This is a genomic window from Citrobacter sp. wls717 (assembly GCF_005280955.1).
GTDB classification, from domain to species: Bacteria; Pseudomonadota; Gammaproteobacteria; order Enterobacterales; family Enterobacteriaceae; genus Citrobacter; species Citrobacter werkmanii.
In genome coordinates, this window is record NZ_SZWW01000021.1 from 62,305 (window position 1) to 79,858 (window position 17,554).

General features: G+C 53.7%; 13 protein-coding genes. 5 read left to right on the top strand and 8 right to left on the bottom strand.

The window, feature by feature from the left end; all coding sequences use genetic code 11:
• Positions 1-258 precede the first annotated feature (258 nt).
• A complete protein-coding gene (gene ompX, locus FDX09_RS13960; RefSeq protein WP_003035257.1) occupies positions 259-774 on the top strand; it encodes an outer membrane protein OmpX in 516 nt (171 codons plus the stop codon).
• A 63-nt stretch (positions 775-837) separates the two neighbouring features.
• Here the strand turns inward: ompX and FDX09_RS13965 are convergent, their stop codons facing one another.
• Positions 838-2,424, bottom strand: a complete 1,587-nt coding sequence (locus FDX09_RS13965) for a phosphoethanolamine transferase (protein ID WP_085047461.1) — start codon at positions 2,422-2,424, stop codon at positions 838-840.
• Positions 2,425-2,700: 276 nt separating this feature from the next.
• Positions 2,701-2,829 (bottom strand): manganase accumulation protein MntS, encoded by a 129-nt coding sequence (gene mntS, locus FDX09_RS13970; RefSeq protein ID WP_003831584.1) that lies wholly within the window; start codon positions 2,827-2,829, stop codon positions 2,701-2,703.
• A gap of 186 nt (positions 2,830-3,015) precedes the next feature.
• Between mntS and mntR the strand changes: the two genes are divergently transcribed.
• Together mntR and FDX09_RS13980 are read left to right on the top strand one after the other, a co-directional pair.
• Positions 3,016-3,489 (top strand): manganese-binding transcriptional regulator MntR, encoded by a 474-nt coding sequence (gene mntR / locus FDX09_RS13975; protein ID WP_038639127.1) that lies wholly within the window; start codon positions 3,016-3,018, stop codon positions 3,487-3,489.
• On the top strand, positions 3,486-4,595 hold the full coding sequence (locus tag FDX09_RS13980) for an anion transporter (protein WP_137347382.1): 1,110 nt from the start codon (positions 3,486-3,488) through the stop codon (positions 4,593-4,595). The genes mntR and FDX09_RS13980 overlap by 4 nt, the downstream gene beginning before the upstream one ends.
• 94 nt (positions 4,596-4,689) lie before the next feature.
• Here FDX09_RS13980 and ldtB read toward each other — a convergent pair whose 3' ends face one another.
• Entirely contained in the window at positions 4,690-5,610 is a 921-nt protein-coding gene (gene ldtB / locus FDX09_RS13985; RefSeq protein WP_087857625.1) for a L,D-transpeptidase, read from the bottom strand.
• 232 nt (positions 5,611-5,842) lie between these two features.
• Here ldtB and FDX09_RS13990 point away from each other — a divergent pair, with 232 nt between their 5' ends.
• Positions 5,843-7,438 carry an ABC-F family ATPase gene (locus tag FDX09_RS13990; protein ID WP_038639134.1) on the top strand — a complete coding sequence of 532 codons (1,596 nt, stop codon included), beginning with the start codon at positions 5,843-5,845 and terminating at the stop codon, positions 7,436-7,438.
• 187 nt (positions 7,439-7,625) lie between these two features.
• Here FDX09_RS13990 and FDX09_RS13995 read toward each other — a convergent pair whose 3' ends face one another.
• Both FDX09_RS13995 and FDX09_RS14000 read right to left on the bottom strand, forming a co-directional pair.
• On the bottom strand, positions 7,626-9,989 hold the full coding sequence (locus tag FDX09_RS13995) for a glycoside hydrolase family 31 protein (RefSeq protein ID WP_137347383.1): 2,364 nt from the start codon (positions 9,987-9,989) through the stop codon (positions 7,626-7,628).
• A 17-nt stretch (positions 9,990-10,006) separates the two neighbouring features.
• A complete protein-coding gene (locus FDX09_RS14000) occupies positions 10,007-11,308 on the bottom strand; it encodes an MFS transporter (RefSeq protein WP_137347384.1) in 1,302 nt (433 codons plus the stop codon).
• Between the two features lie 287 nt (positions 11,309-11,595).
• On the opposite strand from FDX09_RS14000, the gene FDX09_RS14005 reads away from it, so the two are divergent.
• Entirely contained in the window at positions 11,596-12,669 is a 1,074-nt protein-coding gene (locus FDX09_RS14005) for a LacI family DNA-binding transcriptional regulator (RefSeq protein WP_137347385.1), read from the top strand.
• On the opposite strand, the gene FDX09_RS14010 is transcribed toward FDX09_RS14005, so the two are convergent.
• The 3 genes from FDX09_RS14010 to FDX09_RS14020 all read right to left on the bottom strand — a co-directional run bounded on the left by FDX09_RS14010 (position 12,666) and on the right by FDX09_RS14020 (position 17,550).
• Complete coding sequence (locus tag FDX09_RS14010) at positions 12,666-13,928, bottom strand: DUF1479 domain-containing protein (protein ID WP_137347386.1); 1,263 nt, start codon at positions 13,926-13,928, stop codon at positions 12,666-12,668. The genes FDX09_RS14005 and FDX09_RS14010 overlap by 4 nt on opposite strands.
• Positions 13,929-14,082: 154 nt before the next feature.
• Entirely contained in the window at positions 14,083-14,895 is an 813-nt protein-coding gene (locus FDX09_RS14015) for a Cof-type HAD-IIB family hydrolase (protein WP_038639148.1), read from the bottom strand.
• Between the two features lie 222 nt (positions 14,896-15,117).
• The gene (locus FDX09_RS14020; protein WP_137347387.1) at positions 15,118-17,550 is read right to left on the bottom strand and encodes a glycyl radical protein; all 2,433 of its coding nucleotides are present in this window, start codon (positions 17,548-17,550) and stop codon (positions 15,118-15,120) included.
• Positions 17,551-17,554 lie beyond the last annotated feature (4 nt).

Below are 17,554 nucleotides of genomic sequence, written 5' to 3' on the forward strand. Positions count from 1 at the left end.
CAGATCCGTACAATGGTACGAAATTGGTGGATTAATAATCTGCGTGATTAGGAATTATCTGGATGAATGTGTCGTATTGTGCGCGCAATAATGGCTCATTAGATTAAAAAAGTGGTGTAAATTGAAAGGTATAGCTGGCTTGTGAAATGTTTTGTTACATGAAAGAGCCCGTTAGACACCGCGAATCGCAAAGAGTTTCCCATCAATTTTTGTTATATTTAAAACTTAGGATTTACTTGAAGCACATTTGAGGTGGTTATGAAAAAAATTGCATGTCTTTCAGCACTGGCCGCTGTTCTGGCTTTCTCCGCAGGTACTGCTGTAGCTGCTACTTCTACCGTTACTGGTGGTTACGCTCAGAGTGATGCTCAGGGCGCAGCGAACAAAATGAACGGTTTCAACCTGAAGTATCGCTACGAGCAGGACAACAACCCGCTGGGTGTAATCGGTTCCTTCACTTACACTGAAAAAGACCGTACCGATGCTTCTGGCGACTACAACAAAACCCAGTACTACGGCATCACTGCGGGTCCGGCTTACCGTCTGAACGACTGGGCAAGCATCTACGGTGTAGTGGGTGTTGGTTACGGTAAATTCCAGAACGCTGCATCTCCGGCTGACAACCACACCACCAGCGACTACGGTTTCTCTTACGGTGCTGGTCTGCAGTTCAACCCGATCGAAAACGTTGCTCTGGACTTCTCCTATGAGCAGAGCCGTATTCGTAGCGTTGACGTTGGCACCTGGATCGCTGGCGTGGGTTACCGCTTCTAATCACTTCGGTGATATAAAAAATCCGCCTTTTGAGGCGGATTTTTTTTGCGTGTAATTTAGAGATTAACGAGATTTGGTCTCAAAGATATCGGTACCCAGATGGTTGTAATCCACCTTCTGCAGTTTGAAGTTGGTGATATACACCGGTCCGGCTTTCTTCTCTGAGATAAAACGGTAGCTGTTGGTAATTTCCTTCGCGCTGATCCCCGTCCATTGAGAGAAAAAGCTGAGGAAATCATTGGCAGAGCGACGGGCTTTGATCACCCGATGCGCTTTATCATCGCTCGACAGCACCATAAAAGGCACCTGGAAATTCTGCTGGAACCGATCGTCATGCGCCAGGTACTGCACCTCTTTTCCCCGCTCTTTAAAGGCGAGGCCATGATCGGAGAAATAGACCATCGAGAAGCTATTGCCGCTGTTACGTAATTGCTCGTAAAGCTGGCGCAGCAGGTCATCCGTCTGCGTCATGGTGTACAGATAACAAGATGTCTCTTTTGACTGAACGAAGGTCTCGTATTTTCCTTGCGTACGGTCGCAGGCCTGCGGATGTGAACCCATTAAATGCAGCACGATGAGCTGCGGCTGAGTGCGCTCGGTTGCCAGCACCTGGGCGGTCATCTTTAACAGTTCTTCGTCACGGGTATTTTTATCCGCTTCGAAATCACCATTTTTGAGGAAGTGCACTTCATCAGCCCGCTTTGCGATACTGGCGATAGCCGTATCGTATTCACCAATCTGCCCCTGATTGGAAAACCACCACGTCTGGAATCCCGCGCGGTTAGCCAGAGTGACAAAGTTATCCTGGAACTGCGGCTTATTATCAACGACCCGATTAAGCGTTAAGCCAAGCGATTTTTGCGTTGAACCGCTTGCGGCAATGTAATCTGCGAACAGATAGCCGTTAACGGAACTGGCAAACGGGGTGTTATCCCAGTGACCGCCAAACGCGCCTAATGCATCGCGGCGGGCGCTTTCACCAATGACCACGACATAGGTGTGATACTTTGGCTTCACGGCGGTTACTGTCCAGCTGTCTTTCACACTCGACAGCTTCGCCATGCGCTCCTGTTCATCGAGCACTTCGTTATTATTGACGATCACGTCTTTGGCGAAGCGGAAAACCGGATAACCGGTGTCCTTAAGCTTGAACACGCCGCCCCAGGCCAGGTTTTGTACCGGGGTAACAAAAAACGCGATGACGCTAAACAATAAACACAGACTGTCGTACTTATTCCAACTGCGCTTCTGCGCTTCTTTTTTACGGCGTACGGCGATAACGCCGAGGGCAAAAATAAATACCCCAACCAGATAATTGTACCAGGGGAAGATGGTCAGGATCTCGGTGGACTCTTCCATATTGGTTGAATGCAGCGCCAGCAACGTATTGAAGTTAGGCGAACCGTAAGCCTGACCAAACGGAAAGTACATTGCCGCAATAAGTGAGCAAATGCCGATCAGCACTTTCTGCGCGCGCGGCGCGCTGCGCCACAGCAGTATTAATATACAGGTGAAAGCAACGCTGTAGAGCAAGCTAAGCGGATAGCCCAACGCCAGGTTGATCAGCATAGACTGTAAGAAATAGAGGCCAGTCCACGGACTAATGGCCCGGCTACGAGCAATGATTGAATCTTTGAGGGTTAAATTCATACGCCACTAATGCAAAAACGCCATGTGCTTACCCTGGCGTTAAGGGTCATTGCCTGCCTGAGAGAGCGAGAAGAGGGATAGGGTCCGCATCCGCGAGCCGCAATATACGCAGGGCTGCGAAAAGATAGAGTGTGCATGAGAGAAGGTCAACTACTACAAGGAAATTGTTTTGCGAGAGAGGTGGCAAAACTGACAAAAAGCAGGGTTATTGGGACGAAAAACACTACTGTACCCAGATGACAGCAGGGAAAGGAAGCGGCGTACCGCGACGCCGCATTATTTTTCTGAAGGTTTATCCTGCTCTGGTTTGCTGTTGATCATGTCACACAGCATAGAGATCAGCATCAACCGTACTTTAAAGGGAGAATGGCTAAACACGCGTATACACCTCTTAAATTCATTCATATAAACCTCCTGACTTCACGATCCCATCAGTCCTTGAGGGATGTCTTTATTATATACAGATATAGCACAGGCTATATTATATAGCTATTGCTAAAACGTTAATTTTTTGTGCCCACGCAACTCTGGTTTACAATGAGCGCTCTCTAATCAGATGCCGTTAACGCGTCACAGTAACGAGGAAGCAGAATGAGTCGTCGCGCAGGTACGCCAACAACAAAAAAAGTGACGCAATTGGTGAATGTCGAAGAACACGTTGAAGGATTTCGTCAGGTCCGGGAGGCGCATCGCCGCGAGCTGATTGATGACTACGTAGAGCTGATTTCCGATCTCATTATTGAGGTAGGTGAAGCGCGCCAGGTTGACATGGCTGCCCGACTCGGGGTTTCCCAGCCGACGGTTGCCAAAATGTTGAAACGCCTTGCTTCCGTCGGGTTGATTGAAATGATCCCCTGGCGCGGTGTGTTTTTAACCGCAGAAGGCGAACGTCTGGCCCAGGAGAGCCGGGAGCGTCATCAGATTGTGGAAAATTTCCTGTTGATGTTAGGTATCAGCCCGGAAATTGCCCGCCGTGACGCAGAGGGAATGGAGCACCACGTCAGTAAGGAAACGCTGGAGGCTTTTAGCCGTTTTACGCAACAGCAAGGATCTGGCTCTGAATGAGTTTTCCTTTACTACGCGCCTTGCAGCGCGATCGTTTTTTCCAGCTGTTAATCATCGTCGGGGTTGTACTGAGCGTGTTCACGCCATTTACGCCCCGTTCCTGGCCTGGAGCGATTGACTGGCACACCATTATTACGCTTAGCGGCCTGATGTTACTGACCAAAGGCGTTGAATTAAGCGGTTACTTCGATGTGTTAGGGCGCAAGATGACCCGCCGCTTTCACACTGAACGCCAATTGGCGATATTTATGGTGCTGGCGGCGGCGCTGCTGTCGACGTTTCTGACCAACGATGTGGCATTGTTTATTGTTGTCCCGCTGACCATCACCCTGAAAAAATTGTGCGCCATTCCGGTGAATCGCCTGATTATCTTTGAGGCGCTGGCGGTAAACGCCGGATCGTTGCTGACGCCAATCGGCAATCCGCAAAATATCCTGATGTGGGGGCGCTCCGGGTTGTCATTTACCACGTTTACGTGGCAAATGGCGCCGCTCGCGGGTGCCATGATGCTGACGCTGGTGGTGCTGTGCTGGTTCAGTTTCCCGAACAAAGCATTGCACTATCATAACGGGACGCGCGCGCCAGACTGGCAACCACGCCTGGTGTGGAGCTGTCTGGCGCTGTATATCATCTTTCTGACGGCGCTGGAGTTAAAACAAGAGCTGTGGGGGCTGGCGATTGTGGCGGCGGGGTTCATGGTTCTGGCGCGTCGCGTCATCCTCAGCGTGGACTGGACGCTGCTGCTGGTATTTATGGCGATGTTTATTGATGTGTATTTGCTGACGCAGCTACCGGCATTGCAGGGGATAACGCACCAGATTGGCACGCTCTCAGCGCCGGGTCTCTGGTTGACGGCCATTGGCCTGTCGCAGTTTATCAGTAATGTTCCCAGTACGATTTTGTTGCTGAACTACGTTCCGCCGACGCTGCTGCTGGCCTGGGCGGTTAATGTGGGTGGGTTTGGTCTGCTGCCGGGATCGCTGGCGAATCTTATCGCTTTACGCATGGCAAACGATCGACGGATCTGGTGGCGTTTTCATTGGTATTCGTTGCCGATGCTGATATGGGCGGCGCTGGTAGGGTATGTTTTGCTGCAGATGATGTAATTGATATGGTGTGCCGGATGGCGGCTGGCGCCTGATCCGGCCTACTGCGTTGGTAGGCCCGATAAGCGTAGCGCCATCGGGCCTGTATAGCAGATTAGTTCAGACGAACCGGCATACCAGAACGGTTCTGTACCGCCTGCTCAACGACGGACTGATCGACATCAGGCTGACCGGTGACGCTGGTAATGCTCTTGTTCAGCGTAATAGGTACGATTTCCCCGCCTTCAAACTGTGCTTCCGTGGTGGACAGCGGGTTGTGTACCTCGATGTAGCGGCTGCCGTCTGGTTCGGTAGTGGCTTTCACCGGCTCATCGATAAACTGTACGCGAGTGCCGACCGGCACATTTTCAAACAGGAATTTGATGTCGTCGTTACGCAGACGGACACAACCGTGGCTGACACGTAAGCCAACGCCGAAGTTAGCATTGGTGCCGTGAATAGCATACAGACGGCCGATATACAGTGCGTACAGCCCCATCGGGTTATCCGGGCCTGCCGGAACCACGGCCGGCAGCGGTTCGCCCGCAGCGCGGTATTCCGCATGCATTTTCGCCGTTGGCGTCCAGGTTGGGCCCGCTTTCTTACGTTCTACTTTGGTGGTCCAGTTGATTGGCGTGTCTTTGCCTAACTGGCCGATACCGATCGGCAGAACGATAACGGTGTTGGTGCCTTTCGGGTAGTAGTACAGACGCATTTCAGCGCTGTTGATAACAATACCTTCATGCACGGTATCCGGCAGGATCAACTGCTGAGGAATGTTCAGTACGGTGCCGCCCTTCGGCAGGAAAGTATCCACGCCAGGGTTCGCTTCCAGCATGTTAGACAGACCCATCTGATATTCTGCCGCAAAATACTCCAGCGGTTGGGTATTGCCTTCAGGAATGGTGATGACCTGGTTCTGGCCAATCAAACGGCTACCATCGGTAGGCAGCGGGTACGTGACGGCTGAGGCAGTGTTGCAAAAACCAACTACCGCAAGTGCCGCCGCGAAAAGCGTTGTCAATTTCATATTCATCTTCATGTATGCGAGATTCAGTGCCAGGCAGGCGAGTGGGTTGAGATTTATGTAGTGTTGGGCACGCATTATATGTGCAATCTGAGCAACAAGGAATTCGGATGTGTACTAAATCACATTTTTTTCCTTTTGCTTTCACTTTCCCCCTTCAGCATGAAGGGGCGATCTTATCGTAGACTTATGGCATAATAAGCGGTTTGTCACATATTTCTTTCTCTTTCAGGATACGCCAGTGTTAGTTTCCAGCAACGTCACCATGCAGTTTGGCAGTAAGCCGCTGTTTGAAAATATTTCCGTCAAATTTGGCGGCGGCAACCGTTACGGCCTGATTGGCGCGAACGGTAGCGGTAAATCCACTTTTATGAAAATTCTCGGCGGTGATCTCGAACCGACGCTGGGTAACGTTTCCCTCGATCCGAATGAGCGCATCGGTAAGCTGCGTCAGGATCAGTTCGCCTTTGAAGAGTTCACCGTGCTTGACACCGTGATCATGGGGCATGCTGAACTGTGGGCAGTGAAGCAGGAGCGCGATCGTATATACGCGCTGGCCGAAATGAGTGAAGAAGACGGCTATAAAGTGGCTGACCTCGAAGTTCAGTACGGTGAAATGGACGGTTATTCTGCTGAAGCGCGTGCGGGCGAACTGCTGCTGGGCGTGGGTATTCCGGTAGAACAACATTACGGCCCGATGAGCGAAGTCGCACCCGGCTGGAAGCTGCGTGTGCTTCTGGCGCAGGCGCTGTTCTCTAACCCGGACATTCTGCTGCTCGACGAACCAACGAACAACCTGGATATCGACACCATCCGCTGGCTGGAGCAGACGCTGAACGAACGTGACAGCACCATGATCATCATTTCGCACGACCGTCACTTCCTGAACATGGTCTGCACGCACATGGCGGATCTGGACTACGGCGAACTGCGTGTTTATCCGGGGAACTACGACGAATACATGACGGCGGCAACACAGGCGCGTGAACGTCTGCTGGCCGATAATGCCAAGAAGAAAGCGCAGATTGCTGACCTGCAATCTTTCGTCAGCCGCTTTAGCGCCAACGCCTCAAAATCTCGTCAGGCGACTTCCCGCGCCCGTCAGATCGATAAAATTAAACTGGAAGAAGTTAAAGCTTCCAGCCGTCAGAACCCGTTCATTCGCTTCGAACAGGATAAGAAACTGTTCCGTAACGCGCTGGAAGTGGAAGCGCTTACTAAAGGTTTTGATGAAGGCCCGCTGTTTAAAAACTTCAATCTGCTGCTCGAAGTGGGTGAGAAGATTGCCATTCTGGGCGCCAACGGCGTGGGTAAATCCACTATGCTGAAAACGCTGGTCGGTGATTTGCAGCCGGATAACGGTACCGTGAAGTGGTCCGAAAACGCGCAAGTTGGTTACTACGCGCAGGATCATGAATATGAGTTCGAAAACGATCTGACCGTATTCGAGTGGATGAGCCAGTGGAAACAAGAAGGCGATGATGAACAGGTTGTGCGCAGCTTCCTCGGTCGTCTGCTGTTCAGCCAGGACGATATCAAGAAGCCTGCAAAAGTGCTCTCCGGTGGTGAAAAAGGGCGCATGCTGTTCGGTAAGCTGATGATGCAGAAACCGAATATTCTGGTAATGGATGAACCAACTAACCACCTGGATATGGAATCGATTGAGTCGCTGAACATGGCGCTGGAAATGTATCAGGGCACGTTGATTTTCGTTTCTCACGACCGTGAGTTCGTCAGTTCTCTGGCAACCCGTGTGATTGAAATTACGCCGGAGCGCGTGATCGACTTCACCGGTAACTACGAAGATTACCTGCGTAGTAAAGGTATCGACGGCTAATTTCCCGTCGTCTTTCACGCTGCAGATGTGTTGGTTTCACCTGTTCACCCCGGTCACTTACTAATGTAAGCTCCCGGGGATTCACAGGTTTGCCGCCTTCCTGCAGCGCGAAATACTTAGGGAAAGGCGTCGAGCCTTTATTCCCTCTCCCTGTGGGAGAGGGGTAGGGTGAGGGCATCAGGCAGCACTACACCAGCCACTCGCCCCCTTCAACCCCATTCACCAGCAGCTTACGTTTTTCCCCCGCCGGTAACGACACCTTCAGCGCCTTCCACGCCGGATGATAATCCCCACGTGCGTTGACCTTCAGATTGATCGCTGCGCCATCACACACCATCTCCCATTCCACCCACAGCGCATTGCCATTCTGGTAGCCCCAGCTTTCGCCGTCATCTTCAAACAGCAGGCCGGAGGTTGTGCCGACGCCTTTCACCGGGAACAGCTTCAGCTCACGGGTGTTGTCTTTTTCAGCGGACACGTGGGTAATGCGTTCGCTTAGCGGAAGAGCAGCACCTGCGCGTACCAGCAGCGGCAGCTTTTCCAGCGGCGCGTCGAGAACGATCGATTGCCCGCCAGCGAACCACTCGTTGGTGTAAAAATCGTACCAACCGGTTTCGTTATCCGGCAGCCAGACGCGACGCTCGCGCTGCCCGGCTTCGACGACGCTTGCCACCAGCAGGTCGCGGCCCAGCAGGAAGTCATCGCACTCTTCAAAGGTCTGCGCATCGTGCTCGTGATCGAGGAAGGTCGGGCGCAGCATCGGCTCGTCGTCGGCATGCGCCTGCCAGAGCAGGGTGTAAAGATACGGCAGCAGGCGATAGCGCAGTTCAATGGCTCCACGAATGGCAGGCATCACGCCCGGATACATCCACGGCTCGTTCACCGTGTGGTCATCATTCCATGAGTGAATGGTAAAGCGCGGATGCATCACGCCGTTTTGTACCCAGCGGACAAACAGCTCGGCGTCCGGTTTGTCGCCGGAGAAACCGCCGACGTCGTGACCGACGTTGAACAGCCCGGACAAACTCATCCCCAGCCCCATGCGGGTGTTGAAGCGCAGGGTGTCCCAACTGGTGCGGTTATCACCGCTCCAGGTCTGCACGTAGCGCTGCATCCCGGCGCAGCCGGAACGGGAGATGAGATACGGGCGCTTCTCCGGGGCGAAACGCTGCTGCGCTTCCAGCGAGGCGCGCATCATCAGCAGCGGCATTACCGGGCGAATGTGCTTGATAGCGATCTCCTGGCCGAAGCCATGGCAGCGCGCTTCGCCGTCCCACACTTCAAACTCGTTGTTGTCGTTCCAGGTGGCGTCGATCCCCATCTCCAGCAACTGCGTGGTCACGCCTTCCTGCCACCACTGGATAGTCTGCGGGTTGGTAAAGTCAAGGTTAGAGCCTTCATCATCCCAGAAGCTGGAACGTTCTGGCGCATCGGTTTCTGAATCGCGAATAAACAGGCCGCGTTCTGCCACTTCGTTATAACGCGGGTGATCCTGCAACAGGCACGGTTTGATATTGGCCGCCAGTTTCAGCCCCGCGTCGTGGAACGCCTGGCTCATCACCTTCGGCTGCGGCACCTTGTCGTAGTTCCAGTTAAAGACGTAGCGCTTGCCGTTGATCGAGGTGTAGCCGGACGAGAGCTGGAACGAGTCGCACGGAATAGCGTGGTCTGCGCACAGGCGGATGAAGTTCATGAGCTGGTTCTGCGCGTCCGGTGCGTCGGTGTAATGCATGGTCGAGCCGCTGTAGCCCAAGCTCCATTTGGGTCCGAACAGCGTTTTGCCGGTCAGACGGACAAAGGCTTTGGTGACGTCCAGCACGCGCTTGCCGGTAAAGATGTAGTAATCAATATCCCCGGCTTCCGCCTGCCAGCGGCGATAGGCGGTGTGGTAGTTATCGATTTCGTTACCCAAATCCAGCCAGCAACTGCTCAGGTTGTCGTAGAACAGGCCGTAGCTCACATCATGGCGGCGGGCGATAGTGAACGGGATGTGCTTGTACAGCGGATCAGTGCTGACTGCGTTATAGCCCATCGCATCGAGGTTGCGCATTTCATAGCGTTTACCGTTGCGCTGCAGATCGCCCGCTTTCTCGCCCAGGCCGTAGAAACGCTCATCCTGAGAGCGGCTCAGATAGTGCGCCACGCCGTCGCCGTGGGCATTCAGCAGGTAGGCGCTGGTTGGTCGGTCATTGACCAGCGGCTGCCACTCGCCCGCCTCATTGCGGTAGTGCCACTCCAGCCACAGCGGCTGGTGGACGGTCACGCGTAGCTGTTCGGTTGCCACGGTTAGCGCACCATCCTGCTGCGTCAGGTTCCAGGCCGGGCAGGAGAAACCGCTTATGTCGTCACGATGGCGGCCTTCCCACGGCACGTCTTTTTCCGGTGCGATGCTCCAGGTGCGGTCCAGCGCCAGCTCGCCTTTGCGCTTAACCAGCACGCGGAAAAGATTCTCTTCCAGCACATACAGACACAGACGGTGCTGGTTATCGACCAGCAGTTCAAGATGGTTTGCTGACTGCTTATCTACGATCCAGTTTTTCAGGGTTTTCATATGCAATACATCCACTATCAGGCGCGTTTAGCGCGACGTTCAGCAATAAATGCTACCAGGAAGACAGCGCCAATCAGGTCAAAGAAGCCCATGGCAATAAACAGCGGGTTAAAGCCGATTTTGTCGGCGGTTACGCCGATTAACAGCGAGAACAGGAAGCTGGCGATCCACGCAGCAGAGCCGCGCATGCCGTTGACAGTCGCCATCTGGCCTTTGTCGAACGACTCCACGACCAGGGCGCTCAGCATGCAGGAGATGATCTGGTGCCCGAAGCCGCCGATGGAGATCAGCACGATGGTGATATACGGGTCGCGGGTGATGGCTACGATGCCCAGAGAGATCATCAGGAATGCGCCCGTCACGGAGCTTGCTACCACAGAGTTAACGCGGGAGCAGCCGAACAGACGGGTATACAGACGCGTCAGGTAACCGCTCACCACGCTACCGAGGTCGGCGGCGAGGAACGGCAGCCAGGCAAACATCGCAATCTGCTTCAAATCCATATCGTGCTCTTTGGCAAGGTACAGCGGCACCCAGAAGCTCAGCACTGCCCAGGCGGGCTCCGCCATAAAGGCCGGGATGGCGATGCCGTAGAAGCGTTTGTTTTTTGAGACGGTCTTCAGCGCAGTCAGGAAGGGCAGTTTGACCGCTGGCGGTTCGTTATCCTGCTTAATAAACGCCAGCTCGTCCTTACTCAGGTTCGGGTGCTGTTCCGGATTGTGGTAGAACGCCCACCACAGGATCACCCATAGCAGCGCCAGCACGCCGGTAAACATAAACGCGCCCTGCCAGCCGAACGAGGCGTGAGCAAAGTAGATGATAGGCGGTGCCAGCATCGCGCCGATGGAGAAACCCACACCCGCCCAACCGGCAGCAACGGGACGTTCAGATTTCGGGAACCATTCGCCAATGGTTTTGGCGTTCGCCGGGGTCGCAGCCGCTTCGGTCGCTCCCATAAAGAAGCGAAGAATGGCCAGGTGTAGCCAACTTCCGGCGCCCGCGTGGAAAATACACATCAGCGCCCAGATCGCGGCGCAGATCATAAAGCCAATCTTCAGGCCGATAACGTCGATCAGCCAGCCGCACAGGGGCTGGAAAATGGTGTAGGCAATCTGAAACGCGCCGACGATCCAGGAGTATTGCTCGGTGGTGATCCCGAGGCTCTCTTTCAACTCCGGAGCGAGAATACCTAACGAGTTTCGGGTGATGTAGTTAACGGTGACGCCAAGTAAGAACAGCACCAGGATGTACCAGCGCAGGTTCTTAATGACGCGACGGGTGTTGCTTGTCGCAACGGTGTTATTGATGTCCTGACTCATTTTACTCTCCACAAGACGGACGGTAAGGGACGGAGGTTCAGGTGTCACACAAATTTTTATGGCTTTGATTTCTATACATTTAAAATACGTAAGTTGATATACAACTAGTATGGAAGTGGTGTGACAAGTTCACCTTAAGGGAGAACATGAGCGGGAAATAGTCGTTTTTGTGCAAAATTTCTCATAAATAACGTAAGTCATTTGGCATGATGGCTCCTATTCCAGTTATTTACTGATAAATGCGCCATGAAAATTTTTTCATTTTGCAAATGGAGCCAGATCACAAAATGGACAAAAGGCTAAAAATTACCGAAATCGCAGCCCGTACTCAGCTCTCTATCAGCACGGTTTCCCGCGTGCTGGCGGGGAAGGCCAACACCAGTGAGAAAGCACGGGCAAAGGTGTTGGCATGCGCGCGGGAGCTGGGGGTGATTGACGGCATGGCGGCCGGGCGTTTGCTGCTTAACTCTCTGGTGGTTTTTGCGCCGCAGCGGGCGTTTGACGAGCGGTCCGACATCTTTTACTACCGCGTGATCCAGAGCGTGAGTAAAGGCCTGGCATCCCACGAGGTTCGCCTGCGCTATTGCGCGCTGGAAGAGAATGATAGCGATGCGCAGTTGTTTCTGACGCGAATGAACGAGCCGGACACCCAGGCCGCCATTCTTCTCGGTATCGACGATCCTCATATCCACGATCTGGCGGTGGATGTCGCTAAACCCTGCATGTTAATTAACTGCCGGGACCGGCACATGCGCCTGCCCGCCGTCACGCCCGATCACCGCGCCATTGGCGAACGGGCGGCGGAATATCTGTTCGAAATGGGGCACCGGGAGGTGCTGAATGTAATGTGTCTGCGCCGCTACACTATGGAGCTGCGCCTGTCGGGGATCCGCGACGCGTGGCAGTCACACAACCTGAAATTTAATGACCTGCGCGATCTGCTGGTGGTGCCGAGCTTTAGCGCTCGTGAAACGGAGGAGCTGGTAAATGCCTGGCTTATTGAGCGGCAGGGTAAGGATCTGCCGACTGCATTTTTAGTTGGCGGCGATTTTATGGCGGCGGGTACCATCAGTGCCCTGCAAAAACACGGCCTGCGCGTACCTCAGGACGTCTCTGTCATGAGCATCGACGGCTTTAATCTGGCGGCGATTCAGGATGTACCCTTAACCGCAGTGCATGTTCCCCGCGATGAACTTGGAACGGAAGCGGTATATATGCTCCAGCAGCGGCTGATGCGCCCGGATGCGCCGGTGGGGACGTTGTTGCTTAACGGCATGCTGGCCGTACGGGAATCAGTACGGCGGATACGTCAGGGGAAACGACGCACCGCCGTTGATCGGGAAGGACTGTACGACAGCTAAGCTATACCCAGCGCGCGCTTACCGTGGATATTCAAATCCTCCAGCGTGAAGCGTCCTTCCCAGTCAGCTTCATAATCCTCGCGCGGGAAATCCCCCGGCGACGCGCCTTTTTCCAGCGCGGCCTTCACTTTGTGGGCGTAGGCCAGATTCTTTTCGCACATCGGCGCGGCAGGGATATACATCACATTGCCCCAGCCCTGCTGATTTTCCACCGGCGCGACGGAGTGGATCACATCGCAATGCCACCAGACGGAGTCGCCGGCGTCCAGTTGCGGAATACTGGTTAACGCCTCTATCAGCAGCGGATGCCATTGCGTGGAAATCGGCAGAACTCTGCCGGGCGCGACGCCGCAAAGCTCATCTTCCGGCACATCGTCAAGCAATGGACGTAATAGCACATAGGCCATCGCTTCAGGAATCGGGACTACGTGCAACAATCCCTGACCTGGTAACATATCGGAGAGTGCCGTCCAGCCCTGGAAGGTACGAAATACTGAACATTTAGTGGTGTTATCTACCGTGTACTCTTCAACTTCTGTGCGATGCGCCGCCTGCCATGGATCGTAATCTTCCAGCTTGCCATTGAAAACATTCGCAAAGACCTGCTGATATGCCGGCAGAAGCCAGCGCTCCAGCGCGCCGGAATCCGTATGCGCGCCCAGCCCTTTGGACGTTGTTCCCGGCGGACGACGACGTATGCGGTCAGGATAGATGACGCTGACGTCCGGGTTAAACCATTGTTTCCCTTCGCTTGTAAACGTCCACAGACGATTAAGGAATGACTGCGCATTGGCCATTTCTTCGCTCTGACGGGCCTGCATTTGCGCCTGGGACCAGTAGATGGGGTAGATCTCCGGTCGGGATGCGCTGAGGGTGCCAAAGAAGTTATCACCGGGGCCTTTGTAGACCTCATCGAAATGGTTTCGATCCAGGTAATCGAGCATCGACTGATCCCATGCCAGCGCCTGTTCACGGGGGAAATGTCCCTTGATGACCACGCATCCGCGACGCTTAATCTCTTCACGCTGCTCTGCGTTTACGCGTCCCGCCTTGATATCCGCATAGGACAACGTTGGCCAAACCGGGGAACCTTGCGCTTTGAGGGTGTTGATTTCCGCCACGCGAGTGGCAATGGCATCGCTCAGCTGATTGAAAATCAACTGAACATCCCCAAGCTGTGCCCGCAATTGTTGTTTCATCTGACGGATTGCCGCTTTGTGATCGACGGGCAATGTGTCGCTGGTAAACGTAAAAGCCATAACCACCTCGCATTAACTTTCATTCGAAACTAATTTATCTTACACATGCAATATAAGTTAAAAATAGGTTAATGCAAGTTTAAAAACTTGATGGTGTGCACGGAATGCATTAAGCGTGAGAACCGGAGCACGCCCCGGTTAGCAGGATTAGACGTTAGTTAAAAGGAGAGGTGTTATCCAGCACCGCCTGAATCACATTCAGCGCGCCCTGATGGTTATTGTCATCGGTCTGATAGCGGGCAATCGCTTTGATGCTCTCTGCCGCATTGGCCATGGCGAAAGAGTAATGCGCCATTTTCAACATTTCTGCATCGTTGCCGCTATCGCCAATGGCGACGACGTTTTGTGGAGACAGGTTCCAGCGTTTCAGCAGGCGGCTGATACCGTTGGCTTTATGTAAGCCCGGAATAATCAAATCGATAAACCCAAAGCCGCTGGTGACGGGCTTCATTATGCCATCCAGAGCGGTATGCAGGTGATCGATAACCAACGGGATTTGTTGGTCGGGTAAGTTCAGTGAAAACTTAAACAGCACATCATCAATGTCCTGATAATCCTTCACCGGTTTCAGGCGATGGTAGTGTTTCGACATCAATGCCACGAAAGACTCAGGAGCATTCTCACTGACGTAGGCGCTTTGCAGACCACAGGCAACAAAATTGAGCTGCTTGTCTTTGAGGAGTTCGCCAATAACAATGCGTGATTCGTGACGGGTAAGCTCGCCGTGAAACAGCTGTTTGCCATGCTCATAAACCAGCGCGCCATTCTCAGCGACAAACGATATTTCGTCTTTAAGCTCCGGGAAAAAGGAGATCAGCTGGAAATACTGGTTGCCGCTGGCCACGACAAATTCAATATCTCGTTTTTTCAGTTCCTGATACTGCGCCATAAAACGTGCACGATCGTATTTCTTGGCGTCGTCGAGAAAAGTTCCGTCCATATCGGTGACGATAACTTTGATGGTCATACTTGCTCCTGGCTCATAACTGCGACCAGAAACATTCTAATAACAATGTGACCTGAAGCACAAATTTAATTTCGAATGAAAGTAAAAGGCCGGGTGGCAGCTTCGCCTTACCCGGCTAAGGGGAGAGCAGTTGTAGGCCGGATAAGCGTCAGCGCATCCGGCAATGGGGAGGGTAGCGTGCCGGATGGCGGCGTGAACGCCTTATCCGGCCTACAATATTGCTTACAGCATATGCTCAGTCCGCGCGATGATATCGTCCTGCGCATCCGGAGACAGGGCAGTGAAGAAGGCGGAATAGCCTGCGACACGCACCACCAGGTCACGGTATTGATCCGGGTGTTTTTTTGCTTCCAGCAGCGTTTCACGGGACACAATGTTGTACTGAATATGCCAGCCTTTGTGCTCTTCAAAGAAGGTGCGCAGCAGGATCATCAGTTTTTGCTTATCTGATTCATTCTCCAGCGTGGCCGGATTCAGCTTCTGATTTAACAACACACCGCCGAGAATGGAGCCGGTAGGCAATTTACCCACCGATCCAATCACCGCCGTCGGGCCGAGATGGTCCGTCCCGGAAGCCGGGCTCGCGCCTTCAGCCAGCGGGGTGTGAGCTTTACGGCCATCCGGCGTTGCCATGGTTGCCGCGCCAAACGGCACGTTGGCGGAGATAGAAGAGGTCCCGGCGTAGTAATTGCCGCCAACCGGACCGCGACCATAACGTGGATTATGGTACTGTTTCAGTTCATCAATATAGGTCTGATAAGCGCGGGCCAGCAGCGTATCAACGGAATCGTCATCGTTACCGTACTTCGGCGCGCCGTTGATCAGTCGTTGGCGTAATTGCTCGTGAGTCAGACCGTCAAAATCATCAGCCAGTGCAGCAGCTAATTGCTGCTGGCCGATAGCGCCTTGATCGAAGACCAGTTTCTTCACTGCCGCCAGGCTGTTGCCAAGGTTGGCAATACCCACCTGCAAACCTGATACCCAGTCATACTTCGCGCCGCCTTGCTTAATGCTTTTCGCGCGTTCGATACAGTCGTCTACCAGCGCCGAACAGAGAATATCGTGTACGTTCTCTTCCAGCATGGTGTCGACGACATATTCGATTTCGATGGATTTACGCGTGTAGTAGCGAATCTGTGTATCCCAGGCGTCCATCACTTCATCGAAATTGTTGAAATTGCCGGCCGAGAGCGCTTTTTCCTGCGGCAGGAAGACCTTGCCGCTGGTGGCATCGCGTCCGCCTTCCAGCGCCGCCAGCATCACACGGGCAAAGTTAATAAAGCTCATACCGGTACAACGATAGCCCCATTTGCCGCCAACGGCGGTTTCGATGCAACCAATGGCCGCATAGTCGTAGGCATCCTGCGGTTCAATGCCAAGCTTGATAAATTCAGGTATGACGATTTCATCGTTGTTAAAGGCTGGCATCCCGAAGCCGCAGCGAATGACCTGCACACAGGCATCAAGGAAATCGTTACTCATCCCCGCATGATAGCGCACGCTCAGGTTAGGCTGAGTAGAGCGCAGGCGGCCGCAGGATTCGAGAATGGCGTAGGAGAGCGGGTTGACGGCATCCACCGCCTGACCGTTAACCAGATTCTGTCCGCCAATGGTCACGTTCTGATACAGCGGGCTACCTGCCGATGCTTTGGAGTGGGAGCCGGAGCGGATTTTGTTTACTTCCAGCAGCTTCAGCCAGCAGCTGTGCAGCAGCTCTATGGCGTGTTCGCGATCCAGCGATTGATTCAGCTCCACATCACGACGGTAGAAAGGATAGAGATACTGGTCCAGGCGACCAAACGACACTGAATGGCCGTTGGATTCAATTTGCAGAATCAACTGGATGAAGTAGCACAACTGCAGCGCCTGCCAGAACGTTTTAGGCGGCTCATGGGCAATCACATCACAGTTTTCCGCCATGGTCAGGAGTTCCTCGCGACGGCTGGCGCGGGTCTCCGTGGACGCCATTTTACGTGCCAGAGCGGCAAAGCGCTCAATATGCAGACTGACGGCCTCCAGCACGATATCAATCGCTTTCAGGAACTGATCGCCATGGAGGTCTTCCAGACAAGTCAGATTGATGCGGGAGCGACGTTCATCAACTTTGTGGCGCAGGCCGTCGAGACCTTTTTCCAGCAGCAGCGGGAAGTTCACCGCCAGGTGTGCGTCGCCGGAAGTCATATTGCCTTCGGCTTTGATAATGCCGGTTTCCAGCAGACCTTTCTGCTCATCGGTAAACATCCCGTAGCAGCGATCCTGTACGGTCTGGCCGCGCCACCACGGGCACACCTCGTGCAATACGCGTTTGTTCTCTTCACTTACCGAAAAGCCAGCGCCCGGCCTGTCGGCGAGGTCATCGATCTCTTTTTCAATCCAGGAGACGGTGTATTCCGGGAAGATCGGTGCAGCGCGCACTTCGCTCGCCTGGTTGCCGATAATCAGTTCGTCATGCTTGATCCAGATAGTGCGTTCCGCCAGATGATGGGCCAGCGCCAGCGCGCGGCGTACCGGGATCGGCTTATCCAGATGTTGTTGATACATCTCGGTATAGTGCTGGGCGCGCTCGGTGCAAACCGGAGGCTTCACGATGTGGATCAGGGCTGTTTTATGCGCTTTGATACGGTCGCTGAGTGTGTCCAGTTTCAGAGTGGTCATGGCG